We start from the raw sequence: 13,917 nt of genomic DNA on the forward strand, positions 1-13,917 counted from the left end.
TGCGGGGCCGGATTTGGAAATTCCAAAGATGATCCATCCGGCCCGTCCAAGGATCCTGTAAGGTAAGGGGGACGGTTCGATTTGGTTCGAATCGTCCCCTTACCGTTTGCCGGGGATGGTTGGCGCCTCAGTCCGAATGGGCTATAACCGCCGATCAGGTGACGCGAACGCAAAGAATTAACTGAAATCTCGTTAACCGGAGGAAGAGACCCGATGTCCGGCGATTTTGAAGCAATGGCGCTTGAGTATCACCGCAACCCGCGGCCCGGTAAGCTGGCGATCGTCGCGACCAAGCCCATGGCCAACCAGCGCGATCTGGCGCTGGCTTACTCGCCGGGCGTTGCCCATGCCTGCACCGCCATCGCCGAGGACCAGTCGAAGGCGGCGGAGCTGACCTCCCGCGCCAATCTGGTCGCCGTGGTCACCAACGGCACCGCCGTGCTGGGCCTGGGCAACATCGGTCCCCATGCCGCCAAGCCGGTGATGGAGGGCAAGGCCGTCCTCTTCAAGAAGTTCGCGGGCATCGACTGCTTCGACATCGAGCTGAACGAGCTGGACGTCGATGCGCTGGTCGACACCATCGTCCGTCTGGAGCCGACCTTCGGCGCCATCAACCTGGAAGACATCGCCGCCCCCGCCTGCTTCGAGATCGAGCGCCGCTGCCGCGAGCGCATGAAGATTCCGGTGTTCCACGACGACCAGCACGGCACCGCCATCGTGGTGGGCGCCGCCGTCCTGAACGGTCTGGCGCTGGTCGGCAAGGACATCTCCAAGGTCAAGGTCGTCTCCACCGGCGGCGGTGCCGCCGGCATCGCCTGCCTGGACCTGATGCTGTCGCTGGGCGTCCGGCGCGAGAATGTCTGGCTGGTCGACCGCATCGGCGTGGTCCACAAGGGCCGCAACGAGGAGATGAACGAGTACAAGGAAGCCTACGCCCAGGCGACCGACGCCCGCGTGCTGGCCGACGTCATCGACGGCGCCGACATCTTCCTCGGCCTGTCGGGGGCCAAGGTGCTGAAGCCGGAGCTGCTGGCCCGCATGGCCGACAAGCCGCTGATCCTGGCGCTCGCCAACCCGGAACCGGAGATCATGCCGGATCTGGCCCGCGAAGCCCGTCCGGACGCCATCATCGCCACCGGCCGCTCCGACTTTCCCAATCAGGTCAACAACGTCCTGTGCTTCCCCTTCATCTTCCGAGGTGCGCTGGACGTCGGCGCCACCACGGTGAACGAGGAGATGAAGATCGCGGCGACCCACGCCATGGCCAACCTCGCCCGTGCCGAGCCGTCGGACGTGGTGGCGGCGGCCTATGTCGGTGAATCGCTGCGCTTCGGCCCGGACTACATCCTGCCCAAGCCCTTCGACCCCCGCCTGATCGTGGAGGTGTCGTCGGCCGTCGCCAAGGCCGCCATGGAATCCGGCGTCGCCACCCGGCCGATTCCCGATTTCCGTGCTTACCGCGACCAGCTGAACCAGTATGTCATCCGCTCCGGCCTGTTCATGAAGCCGGTCATCACCAAGGCCAAGACCGCGCCCAAGCGCGTCGTCTATGCCGAGGGCGAGGATCCGCGCGTCATCCGCTGCGCCCAGGTGGTGGTGGACGACGGCATCGCCCAGCCGGTGCTGATCGGCCGCCGCGAGGTGATCGAGCGGGTGATCTCCGAGATGGGCCTGCGCCTGAAGATCGGCCAGGACGTGGAGGTCATCGAGATCATCCGCGACCCGCGCTATCACAACTTCACCGAACATTACCGCAAGCTGATGGGCCGCCGCGGCGTGTCGCCCAGCCATGCCGCCAATGTGGTGCGCACCCAGCCGACCGTCTTCGGTGCGCTGATGGTCCGCCGCGGCGAGGCCGACGCGCTGGTTTGCGGCACCACCGGCCGCTTCAACGAGCATTGGGCCCACATCTGCGGCCTGATCGGCCTGCGTGAAGGCGTGAAGGTCGCCGCGACGATGAACGCCCTGATCTCGCAGAAGGGCGTCCACTTCATAACCGACACCTACGTCAACCCCGACCCGACCGCCGAACAGGTGGCCGAGATCGCCCGGCTGGCGGCGGATGAGGTGAAGCGCTTCGGCATCGAGCCGAAAGTGGCCCTGCTGTCCCACTCCAACTTCGGCAGCGCCGACACGCCGTCCGCCCGCAAGATGCGCGCCGCGGTGGAACTGGCGTCCGAACAGATGCCGGATGTGGAGATCGACGGCGAGATGCACGCCGACGCCGCTCTCGCCCCGGCCCTGCGCAAGGAACTGCTGCCCGACAGCCGCCTGAAGGGCGAGGCGAACCTGCTGGTGATGCCGACCCTGGACGCCGCCAACATCGCCTTCAACATGATGAAGATCCTGGGCGAGGCGCAGAATGTCGGCCCGATCCTGTTGGGCGTCCAGCGGCCGGTCCACATCGTCACCCCGTCGGTCACCACCCGCGGTCTGGTCAACATGACCGCCGTCGCCGTGGTCGACGCCCAGCTTGCCGACCCGGTCAACGCCGCCCCGACCCCGCCGCTGGGCGTGGCGTAAGGCGGAGACTCAGGCGCGAATGCCCTCTCCTGCCCCCTCTCCCGCGAAGCGGGGAGGGATGGGGAGGGGGCAACCGCAAGGGCAGCGCCACGCCCCATTCCCCTGCGCTGAATTCGTGCTATCCCTTACCCGTAGCCAACGGGAACGGCAGGGGCATGAACCGCAACCAGCGCAAATCCGGCAATGGCGCCAGCAACGCCGCCGCCACCGCCGCGGCGCTGGTCGGCCAAGCCGTGCCGCTGCACCAATCCGGCCGTCTGGCGGAGGCGGAAGCCCTTTACCGTCAGGCAATCGGCATCCAGCCGCGCCAGCCCGATGCGCTCCACCTGCTGGGCATGATCGCCTGCCAGACCGGCCGCTTTGCCGAGGCCGCCGACCTGATCGGCCAAGCGGTGGCGGCCAAGCGCGACGTGCCCGATTACCATGCCAACCTCGCCTACGCCCTGCAGGCCCTGGGCCGGCCGGGGGAGGCGGAGCGGGCGGCGCGCAACGCGCTGCGTCTGCGCAACCCGTTCCCCGAAGCGGCCAACACGCTGGGCAATGCCCTGAACGCCCAAGGCAAGGCGGAGGAGGCGGCCACCGCCTACCGCGCGGCCCTGCGCGCCCGTCCCGACTATGCGGAGGCGGAGGGCAATCTCGGCACCGTGCTGCGCAGCCTGGGCCGGTCGGCGGAGGCGGAGCCGCTGCTGCGGCGTGCCCTGGTCGCCAACCCGGCCCTGACCGAAGCGCGCGCCGCGCTGGGGCTCGCCCTGCTCGACCTCGGGCGTGCCAAAGAGGGGGAGGCGGCCTTGCGCGCCGCCCTGGCCCGCCGGCCCGACCATGCCGCCGCCCTGCTGGCGCTGGCCGGCTCCCTGCAGCGCCGTGGCGAGGATGCCGAGCCCGCCTACCGCCGCTATCTGGTGCTGGAGCCGGCGGATGCCGAGGCGTGGAACGCCTTCGGTCTTGCCCTGCAGGCCGCCGACCGCATCGACCCCGCGGCACTGGCCTTCGCCCGCGCGCAACGGCTGGCTCCGGCGATGGCGGAGGCGATGACCAACCTCGGCACCATCCGCCGCCTGCAGGGCCGCACCGCGGAGTCCGCCGACCTTCAGCGCCGCGCCCTGGACCTGCGTCCCGGCTATGCCGCCGCCCACACCAATCTGGCGCTCGCCCTCCAGGAGTTGGGCGAGGAGGATCGGGCGGAGCAGGAGTTCACCCGCGCGCTCGACGCCGATCCGGCGCAGGCGCTCGCCCGCTTCAACCGCGCCATCCTGCGCCTGCGCCAGGGCCGGCTGGCCGAGGGGTGGGAGGATTACGCCGCCCGCTTCGAGTCCGGCCGGCTGCGGCCCCGACGGCCGTTCGACATCCCGGAATGGGAGGGGGACGACCTTGCCGGCCGCCGGCTTCTGCTGTGGGCGGAGCAGGGGCTGGGCGACGAGTTCATGTTCGGCGCCCTGCTGCCGCAAGCCATTGCCCGCTTTCCCGACGCGATCGTCGAATGCGAGCCGCGGCTGGTCTCGCTGTGCCAGCGATCCTTCCCCGGTACGATCGTTCGGGCGCCGACACGCCGGCCGGCCGACGCCGATTGCCATTTGCCCTTCGGGTCGCTGCCGCGGCTGCTGTGGGGGACGGCGCCCGTCCCGATGCCGCCCGCCGGCTGGCTGAAACCGGACCCGGACCGGGTGGCGGCATGGCGGCAGCGGCTGGATGCGCTCGGCCCCGGCCTGGCGGTCGGCATCGCCTGGACCAGCCGGCGCCTCACCACCGAACGCCGCCGCTCCTACACCGAGCTTGAGGACTGGCTTCCCTTGCTGCGCCTTCCGGGCCTGCATCCGGTCAGCCTGCAATATGACGGACGGGAGGAGGAGATCGCGGCTGTCGAGCGGCGTTTCGGCCTGCGCATCCACCGCTGGCCGGACCTGGACCAGATCGGCGATCTGGAGAGCACGGCGGCCCTGATGGCGAACCTGGATCTGGCGGTCACCGTGGCGTCTTCCGCCGGGGAGATGGCGGCGGCGCTCGGCATACCGGTCTGGCGGCTCGGCCGGCGTGACTGGACCCAGCTCGGCACCGCGGTGCGTCCCTGGTTCCCGACCATGCGCTGCATCCATCCCCTGGACGGCGCCGGCATCGCCGACGCGATTCCCCAGGCAGCACAGATGGTTGCTCGACTTTCCGAAGGTGGCCTGTGAGCATTGCCGACTGGTTCGCGGAAGCGCTGCGCCACCATCAGGCCGGCGCCCTGGCGGATGCCGAGCCGCTGTATCGGCGGGTTCTGGATGCGGAGCCGCGTCACGCCGACACCCTGCACCTGCTTGGCGTTCTCTGTCATCAGCTCAACAGAAACGAACAAGCCATTGGCCTGATTGATAAAGCTGTCGAACTTGCGCCGGATGTGGCGGACTATCACGCCAACCGCGGCATCGTTCTGCAGCGGCTGGGAAGGCTGGACGAGGCGGAGGCGGCACAGCGGCAGGCGTTGGGCCGCGATCCCGGCCATGTCGGCGCCCATTTCAATCTCGGGCTGGTGCTGGCGGGACAGGAACGCTTGGCGGAGGCGGCCGTCCAATATGCCGAGGCCGCCCGCCTGTCTCCCGGTCTGGCCGACGCCCACCTGAATCTCGGTGCCGCCCTGCAAGGGCTCGGCCGGGCGGAAGACGCGCTGGAGGCGCATGGGAAGGCGGCGGAACTGCTGCCCGGCGACCCGCGCCCCTGGACAAACCTTGCGGTCAGCCTGCGCCATCTCGGCAGACTGGCGGAGGCCGCCGACGCTTTGCGCATGGCCGCGACGCTCGGCGGCGGCGTTGCCGATCCGACGGCGCTGTCCGCCCTGGCCGCCGCGCTCCATGCCGCCGGGCAGACGGCGGAAGCGGCGGAACGCTATGCCGATGTGTTGCGGATTGACCCAAGAAATTCGTTCTGCCTCAATGGCCTGGGGCTTTGCCTTAAAGCTCTTGGTCAGCTTGAGGATGCCGCCACCTGTTTCGATGCGGCGACGGCCATCGAGCCCGGCTATGCGGAGGCGCTGGACAATCTCGGCAGCATCCGCCACGCCCAAGGCCGCCATGCCGAGGCCGAGGCGCTGCACCGGCAGGCAATCGGCCACCGTCCCGATTTCGCCGGGGCCTGGAACAATCTGGGCAATGCCCGCCACGCTGCCGGCCGCACGGCGGAGGCATGGCGGCCTTGGTATACGGCCCTGGCGCTTGATCCGGCCCTGGCAGAAACCCACACCAACCTCGGCAACGCCCTGCGCAATGCCGAACGCTTCGATGAGGCCGTACGGTCGCAGCGCCGCGCCATCCTCACGGCTCCGCTGGAGGCCCCGGCCCGCAACAATCTGGGCCACCTGCGCCAGGGCCGGCACGACCATGCCGGAGCGGCGGACTGCTATCGCAGCGCGCTGGCGCTGGATCCCGCCTATGGCGAGGCCTGGAGCAATCTGGGTCTGGCGCGCCAGCGGCTCGGCGATCCGGCGGGGGCGGAGCGCTGCTATGACCGCGCCCTGTGTCTGCGTCCGGACCTGTCGCTGTCCCATTTCAACAAGGGCCTGCTGCGGCTGGAGGCCGGCGACCTCGACCACGGCTGGCCCGGCTATGCCTGGCGCTTCGGGTCGGGGCAGGTCGGGCAGGGACGCCAGCCCCGCGCCCAGCCCTGGCGCGGCGAGGAGCTGACCGGCCGGCGCCTGATGGTCTGGGGGGAGCAGGGGGTGGGCGACGTCATCCTGTTCTCCGCCCTCTGCGCCGAACTGGCCGGTCGCGCCGTCTCCACCATCCTGGAGGTCGATTCCCGGCTGGTGCCGCTGTTCGCCCGCTCCTTCCCGGGCATCCGGGTCAGGGCGCAGGCGGTCGACGGGCAGGGGCGGGAGGTCATGCCGATCCCGGATTATGATCGCCATGTGCCGATGGGCTCCCTGCCGCGGGTCCTGCGCCGTCGGCTGGCCGATTTCCCGCCGCGCCCGTCCTGGCTGGTCCCCGACGCCGCCCTGGTGGAGCGATGGCGCGGACGCCTGGAGGCGCTCGGCCCCGGCCTGCGGGTGGGCATCGGCTGGCGCAGCCAGATGATGACGGCGGAGCGCAGCACGGCCTATCTGCCGCTCGATGCCTGGGCGCCGCTGTTCGCGCTGCCGGGCATCCACTGGGTGGTGCTGCAGTATGGCGATGTCGAGGAGGAGGTCCGGCAGGCCGAGCGGCGCTTCGGCATACGCCTGCATCGCTGGGACGACCTGGACCGCAAGGACGATTTCGACGGCGTGGCGGCACTGATCGCCGGGCTGGACCTCGTCATCTCGCCGGCGATGTCGGTGGGCGAGTTGGCCGGCGCGCTGGGCGCCCCGGTCTGGCGCTTCGGCGGTCGCGACTGGACGCAACTGGGGACGGGGGTGCGCCCCTGGTATCCGTCGATGCGCCTGTTCCAGCCCCGGCCCGGCGAGCCCCTGTCGGCGACGCTGGACGACATGGCCCGCAGCCTGACGGCGCTCGCCTCAAAGACCGGCCCATCTTCAGGCGGCGGTTCGGAATTATCGAGCAAGGCATTGGCCGAGCAGGCGGTTTCCCTGCATCGGCAGGGCCGGCTTGCCGAGGCCGCCGACCTTCACCGCAGGGCCATTGCGGCCGATCCGCTGCATCCGCCGGCCTGGACCAACGGCGGCCTCACCCTGCTCAGGTCGGGCAGGACGGGGGCCGCCATCCATTGGCATCGGCAGGCGCTTGCGCTGAATCCGGCCTTCACCGAGGCGATGGGCAATCTCGGCGTCGCCCTCCAAACGGCCAGTGCATCGGGGCAGGCTGCCGCCCTGCATCGCCGCGCCCTCCGGCTGCGCCCGGCGCTGGCCGAGAGCTGGGGCAACCTCGCCGCAGCCCTGCTCGCCGACCGGCGCCATGCCGAGGCGGAGGCCGCCTGCGCCCGTGCGGCGGCACTGTCGCCGGCCCTCGCCGGGGTGCCGACAACCGCCGCCGCGGCGCAGAAGGGGCTGGGGCGCTTCGAGGAGGCCGTTCGTCAGAGCCGCAGGGCCCTGCACCTCGCGCCGGCCTCGCCCAAGGGCTGGTCGAACCTGGGGATGGCCCTGGCCGGGCTGGGGCGGTGGAGCGAAGCCGGGCATGCCCACCGCCGGGCGCTGGCGCTCGCCCCCGGCCTGCCGGACATCCTGCTCAACCAGGGCCATACGGCGCTGATGCGGGGAGAGCGCGGACTGGCCCGCGCCTGTGCCGAACGGACCCTGAGGCTCGCACCCGGCCGGGGCGAGGCGCACATGAACCGCGCCCTGCTGCGGCTGGCGGACGGCGATATCGCCGGCGGTTGGGAGGATTACGCCCACCGTTTCGCCGCCGGCGATGCGTTTGCCCGCCGCCTCGGCATTCCCGAATGGCGGGGAGAGGATTTGACCGGACGCAGCATCCTGGTGTGGGGCGAGCAGGGGCTTGGCGACGAGATCCTGTTCGGAACCGTACTGCCCGATCTGGTCGGCCGCGCCGGGCGGGTGATCGTCGAATGCGATGCGCGTCTGACCCGCCTGTTCGCCCGCGCCCTGCCCGGTGCCGATGTGCGGGCGCCGACGCCGGATCACCGGATCGGCGCTGCGGACGCCGATTTCCATGCGCCGATGGGCGGCATCGCCGCCCGGCTGCGGCCCGGCCTGCGGCATTTCCCGGCAACCGGCCCGTTCCTGGCGCCCGACCGGACGCTGGCCGCGGCGTGGTGTGCGCGGCTGGCGGCCCTCGGCCCAGGCCTGCGGGTGGGCATCTGCTGGCGCAGCAGCCGCATGACGGCGGACCGGGCCGGCGCCTACAGCCGCATCGGCCAATGGGGACCGGTCCTCGCCGTGCCGGGCATCGCCTTCGTCAGCCTGCAGTATGACGAGCATGCGGCGGAACGGGCGGAGGCGCTGCGGCGCTTCGGCGCGACCCTGCACCACTGGCCCGACCTCGACCAGCGCAACGACCTGGAGGGGGTGGCGGCGCTGATGGCCGGCCTCGACCTCGTCGTCACGGCCCCCACGGCGGTGGGGGAACTCGCCGCCGCGCTGGGCGTTCCCGTCTGGCGGATCGGCAGGGGCGTGGGCGACTGGACGTGCCTTGGAACGGCCGTCCGGCCCTGGTTCCCCTCCATGGCAGTGGTCGGCGATCCGGCCGGGCATGACGCCGCTTTGTCCAAGGTGGCACGACGCCTTCACCGTCTGGCTGATGCCCATGGCGCAGCGCCCTGACCATCCGAGCGGAAGCGTCAGCGCGATTCCGCATTGCGATTCCCGTGCGCGCCCATTATCGACTATGCCCGCCGGGACCCGCGCAGGGTGGATGACCCGGCGCCCGCGCCGTCGTAAGCTGCATCGTCGGCCGGTCGGCACAAGCGGGCTTTGAGGGAAAGGACGGTCGGTGCGGTCTGAGGACGCTCTTGCCAACATAGACGTCGCGGTGCTCGCCGGCGGGCTGGGCACGCGCATCCGGGGCGTTCTGGGCGACACGCCGAAGGTCCTGGCCCCCATCGCGGGCCGCGCCTTCCTCGGCCATCTGCTCGACTATTTGTCCACATACGGCTCCCGCCGCGTCGTGCTGTGCCTGGGCCATCTGGCCGACCGGGTGACCGCCTGGCTCGCCCGCGGCGATTCGGCCGGCACCATCGACGTGGTCTGCCAGATCGAGCCGCGTCCGCTTGGCACTGCCGGGGCGCTCGGCTATGTGCGCAAGGAACTGCGCAGCAGCACCATCCTGGTGGTGAACGGCGACACTTTCCTGGATGCCGATCTGCGCGCCTTCGTCGCCTCGCACCGGCTGTCGGGGGCGGAGGCGTCGGTCCTGTGCGTGACGGTGGAGGATGCCTCCCGCTTCGTCAGGGTGGAGATCGGGCCTGACAGCCGCATCCGCAGCTTTCCGGCGAAGGCCGCCGGGGCCGGCACCATCAATGCCGGGGTCTATCTATTCTCCGCCGCCTTCCTCGACCGCTTCGTCGCGGCGGGTGCGGTCTCGCTGGAACGCGACGTGCTGGAGAAGCTGCCGCCCGGCACGCTGAACGCCCATGTCGCCAAGGCTCGCTTCCTCGACATCGGCACGCCGGAAAGCCTCGCCACCGCCGCCAGCGTGATCGCCGGCCGGGAGTCCTGAAGGAGCGTCCCGACGGCTTGTCCTGAAGGCCGCAATTTGCCCCTGCGCGCGCCGCGGTCTGTCGCTGGACAGACGCAAGGTGCCGGGCCAAGATGCTGGCCGACTCGATCCCGCGCGCCGTGGCAGGACAGCCACGCCGTATCTTCCGGACCAGTGCCATGGCCGTCATCCTCATCCGAGCCGACGCTTCGCCGACCATCGGCACCGGCCATGTCATGCGCTGCCTCGCCGTTGCCGAGGCCCTGCGCGACCAGGGGCACGAGACGCTGTTCGCCGCCGTGGAATCCACCCCCGCCATCGACCGTCGGCTTTCGGCGGACGGCTTCCGCCACGTCTCCATCGCCGGCCCGGTGGGGGAGGCGGCGGATCTGGCCGCCACCCGCTCGCTGCTGCGGCGGGAGCATGGCAGCGCCGTGATGCTGGACGGCTACCGCTTCGGCGAAGCCTATCGCGCCGGGCTGCAGGCGGCGGGCGCGCGGGTGCTGGCCTGGGACGACCTGGGCGACGGCACCCCGCTGCATGCCGACCTCGTCGTCAATGCGGCACCGCAGGCGGCCGCACTCCCCTATGGGGCGATGGCGCCCGGCGCCCTGCTGCTGCTGGGGCCCGGCTACGCCCCGCTGCGGCGGGAGGTGCGCCTTGCGGCCCGCGAGCCGCGGCGGAGCGTCGCGGAACGATCCGTCCTGCTGGTGACCTTCGGCGGCTCCGACCCGCTGGGCCTGACCGGTCCGGTGGTGGAGGCGCTCGCCGCCGCCCGGCCCGACGGCTGCCGCATCGTCGCGGTCGTCGGCGGCAGCAACCCGCGCGCTGCGGAACTGGCGGCGCTTGCCGGGCGTCTCGGCCCCGACGTGACGGTGGAGATCGATTGCCCGCGCATGGGCGCGCTGATGGCCGACAGCGGGCTGGCGGTCTCGGCGGGCGGCGGCACCATGGGGGAATTGGCGGCGCTGGCAGTGCCGACCCTGCTGGTGGTCACCGCCGACAATCAGGCGATGGCGAGCGGCGATGCCGCCGACCTCGGCTGGAGCGAGGCGGTGGACGCCCGCGGAAGCGATCCGGCGGGCGCCGCGGCGGCCATTGCCAAGCGAGCGCTCGCTCTCTGGGCGGATGCCCTGCGGCGGCAGCGGATGCAGGAAGCCGCCGCCGCCCTGCCACTGGACGGGGAGGGAGCGGTGCGCATCGCCCGCGCCCTGACCGGTCCTGCGCCGTCCCGCTCGGCCGGCAGCACCGCCCGGCGGCGCACGGCGCTGGCCTGACCCCGCTCCCTCACGCCGTCAGCTGACCACGCGCCAGGTGCCGTCGCCCTGCTGGCAGGCGGTGCCGAAGCCCTGCTGGGTACGGCCCTGGACCACGATGGTGGTCTGGTATTCGCGGCAGAGCTGGCCCTGCGGCCCGGTGCCCTCGCGCACCGGCGTGTAGCTGCCGTAATTGCCGGTCTCCGGGTTGTTCCAGCGGATGGTGCTGCCGGTGGGGGCGCTGTAGGCGTTGACCGCCGCCTGCTGGGCATAATTCTGGTCGGCACGGTCGAGCGAGGCGCCGGCCGCGTTGCCCAGTGCCGCACCCAGCAGCGTGCCGACGCCGACCGCCACCAGCTTGCCGCTGCCGCCGCCGAAGCGCGAACCGGCCAGGCCGCCGACCACGCCGCCCAGAACGGTGCCGGCCGTCTGCTTGTTGGCGCTGACGCCGCCATAGGAGTCGCCATAGCCGGGCTGGGCGCAGCCGGCGAGCGGGGCCGCGAGCAGGCTGGCGGACAGCGCGGCGGCGAGGAAGGGGCTGGCTTTCATGGTGGCTCTCGTCCTGTTGAGATCGTCACGAAACTGTTCGTTCCTGACGCCATCAACATGGCTGACCCGCATCTTATTCCCGGCGCGTGACGCGGTGCCTCGCTTGCCCCTATGATCGGGCCAACGGTTCCACAAAGGAATCGACGACAAGTCCTTGGGAGGGAACGAACATGCTGCCCAACGCGGACAGCTATGACGGGGTGTCCCGCGCCTTCGCCTGGCGCGTCCCCGACCGCTACAACATCGGCGTCGACGTCTGCGACCGCTGGGCGGAGTCCGAACCGGACCGCATCGCCCTGATCCACAAGCGGCGCGACGGCGGGGTCGAGGAGTACCGCTTCGCCGACATCCGCGCCCTGTCCAACCGCTTCGCCAACGTGCTGGCCGCCCAGGGCGTCGGCCGCGGCGACCGGGTCGGCATCCTGCTGCCCCAGGCGCCGGAAACCGCCGTCAGCCATGTCGCCGTCTACAAGCTGGGCGGCATCGCGGTGCCGCTCTTCTCGCTGTTCGGGGTGGAGGCGCTGGAATACCGGCTGGCCAACTGCGGCGCCCGTGCCGTGGTGACCGACGCCGCCGGGGCGGCCAAGATCGCCCAGATCCGCGACCGCCTGCCGGAATTGCGCGCCGTCTTCCGCATCGACGGATCGGGGCCGGGTTGCCACGACTGGCACGGGCTGTGCGACGCGGCGTCGGACGACTTCATCTCGGCAGACACCGGTCCCGACGACCCCGCTCTCATCATCTACACCTCCGGCACCACCGGCCAGCCGAAGGGGGCGTTGCATGCGCACCGGGTCCTGCTGGGCCACCTGCCGGGCGTGGAGATGTCGCACGACCTGTTCCCGCAGCCGGGCGACCGCATCTGGACGCCGGCGGACTGGGCGTGGATCGGCGGGCTGCTCGACGTGCTGCTGCCGGCCTGGCACCATGGCGTGACGGTGGTCTCCCACCGGTTCGAGAAGTTCGAGGCGGAGGCTGCCTTCGCCCTACTGGCCGAGTTCCAGGTGCGCAACGCCTTCCTGCCGCCGACGGCGCTGAAGATGATGCGGGCGGTGAAGGCGCCGAGGGAACGCCACGCCATCGCCATGCGCTCCGTCGCCAGCGGCGGCGAGACGCTGGGCGCCGGGCTGCTCGATTGGGGGCGGGAGACCTTCGGCGTCACCATCAACGAATTCTACGGCCAGACCGAATGCAACATGATCGTTTCCTCGGCCGCCACGCTGATGGCGCCGAAGCCCGGTATCATGGGGCGCCCGGTTCCCGGCCATGACGTGGCGGTGATCGACGGGGAGGGCAACCGGCTGCCGCCGGGACGGATCGGCCTGATCGCGGTGCGCCGTCCGGACCCGGTGATGTTCCTCGGCTATTGGAACAACCCCGACGCCACCGCGGCGAAGTTCGTCGGGGACTGGCTGGTCACCGGCGATCAGGGGGAACTGGACGCGGACGGCTACATCCGCTTCGTCGGACGGGACGACGACGTCATCACCTCGGCCGGCTACCGCATCGGTCCCGGCGAGATCGAGGACTGCCTGATCGGCCATCCCGCCGTCCGCATGGCGGCGGTGGTCGGCGTGCCCGACCCGCTGCGCACGGAGATCGTCAAGGCCTTCGTCGTCCTGCAGGAGGGGGTGACGGCGGACGATGCCCTGGTCGCCTCGATCCAGGAGCATGTGAAGACGCGGCTGGCCGCCCACGAATATCCCCGGGCGATCGAATTCCTTGAAAGCCTTCCCATGACCACCACCGGCAAGATCATTCGCCGGGAGTTGAGGAATCGCTCTTAATATCATGACGGAATTGATTTTATTGGTCGCGGCCTTCCTGGCCGGGGCGATGAATGCCGTTGCCGGCGGGGGCAGTTTCCTGACCCTGCCGGCGCTGATCTATGCCGGGGTCCCGCCGGTCGCCGCCAACGCGACCGGCACGGTCGCCCTGCTGCCCGGCTATGCCAGCGGGGTCTATGGCTACCGGCAGGATCTGACGCCGGTCGGCAACCTCAGCCTGCCGCTGCTGTCGGTGGTCAGCCTCGTCGGCGGTCTGGCCGGGGCGGGGCTGCTGCTGGTGACGCCGGATTCGGTGTTCCGCGGCATCGTTCCCTGGCTGCTGCTGCTGGCGACCGGGCTGTTCGCCTTCGGCAACCTGCTGGCGCAGCGGCTGCGCAGCCTCGGCCTGCACGGCAACGGGGCGATGCTGGGCACGCTGTTCGCTGTGTCGGTCTATGGCGGCTATTTCAACGGCGGGCTCGGCATCCTGCTGCTGGCGCAACTGAGCCTGTTCGGGATGACCGACCTCAACGCCATGAACGGGCTGAAGAACCTGTTCTCCGCCGTCCTGACCGCCATCGCCGTGGTGGCCTATGCGGCCGGCGGCGCGGTGGAATGGCCGAAGGCGCTGCTGATGACGGTGGCGGCGGTGGCCGGCGGCTATGTCGGTGCGCGGGTGGGGCGGAAGATCCCCAAGCCGGTGCTGCGCGCGGGCATCATCGCCGTCGGGCTGGTGATGAGCGCGGTGTTCTTCCTGAAATGATC

The 13,917-nt window shown here is 70.9% G+C and carries 8 protein-coding genes; 7 read left to right on the forward strand and 1 reads right to left on the reverse strand.

Going from position 1 to position 13,917, the window contains the following annotated elements; translation table 11 throughout:
- The first annotated feature begins 213 nt into the window (after positions 1-213).
- The 5 genes from AB8P05_RS21395 to pseG all read left to right on the forward strand — a co-directional run bounded on the left by AB8P05_RS21395 (position 214) and on the right by pseG (position 10,858).
- A complete protein-coding gene (locus AB8P05_RS21395; protein ID WP_472760266.1) occupies positions 214-2,523 on the forward strand; it encodes an NADP-dependent malic enzyme in 2,310 nt (769 codons plus the stop codon).
- Positions 2,524-2,678: 155 nt separating this feature from the next.
- Positions 2,679-4,694 (forward strand): tetratricopeptide repeat protein, encoded by a 2,016-nt coding sequence (locus AB8P05_RS21400; protein WP_472760267.1) that lies wholly within the window; start codon positions 2,679-2,681, stop codon positions 4,692-4,694.
- The gene (locus AB8P05_RS21405; RefSeq protein WP_472760268.1) at positions 4,691-8,707 is read left to right on the forward strand and encodes a tetratricopeptide repeat protein; all 4,017 of its coding nucleotides are present in this window, start codon (positions 4,691-4,693) and stop codon (positions 8,705-8,707) included. The genes AB8P05_RS21400 and AB8P05_RS21405 overlap by 4 nt, the downstream gene beginning before the upstream one ends.
- A 169-nt stretch (positions 8,708-8,876) precedes the next feature.
- On the forward strand, positions 8,877-9,602 hold the full coding sequence (locus AB8P05_RS21410) for a nucleotidyltransferase family protein (protein WP_455174347.1): 726 nt from the start codon (positions 8,877-8,879) through the stop codon (positions 9,600-9,602).
- A gap of 158 nt (positions 9,603-9,760) precedes the next feature.
- A complete protein-coding gene (pseG, locus tag AB8P05_RS21415) occupies positions 9,761-10,858 on the forward strand; it encodes a UDP-2,4-diacetamido-2,4,6-trideoxy-beta-L-altropyranose hydrolase (RefSeq protein WP_472760269.1) in 1,098 nt (365 codons plus the stop codon).
- Positions 10,859-10,876: 18 nt separating this feature from the next.
- Here pseG and AB8P05_RS21420 read toward each other — a convergent pair whose 3' ends face one another.
- The gene (locus tag AB8P05_RS21420) at positions 10,877-11,386 is read right to left on the reverse strand and encodes an RT0821/Lpp0805 family surface protein (protein WP_455174345.1); all 510 of its coding nucleotides are present in this window, start codon (positions 11,384-11,386) and stop codon (positions 10,877-10,879) included.
- A gap of 170 nt (positions 11,387-11,556) precedes the next feature.
- On the opposite strand from AB8P05_RS21420, the gene AB8P05_RS21425 reads away from it, so the two are divergent.
- Together AB8P05_RS21425 and AB8P05_RS21430 are read left to right on the forward strand one after the other, a co-directional pair.
- Positions 11,557-13,173, forward strand: coding sequence for an acyl-CoA synthetase (locus tag AB8P05_RS21425; RefSeq protein ID WP_472760270.1), 1,617 nt, complete (start codon positions 11,557-11,559; stop codon positions 13,171-13,173).
- 4 nt (positions 13,174-13,177) lie between these two features.
- On the forward strand, positions 13,178-13,915 hold the full coding sequence (locus tag AB8P05_RS21430; RefSeq protein ID WP_472760271.1) for a sulfite exporter TauE/SafE family protein: 738 nt from the start codon (positions 13,178-13,180) through the stop codon (positions 13,913-13,915).
- Positions 13,916-13,917 lie beyond the last annotated feature (2 nt).

Source organism: Azospirillum sp. VT-I1, assembly GCF_055698305.1.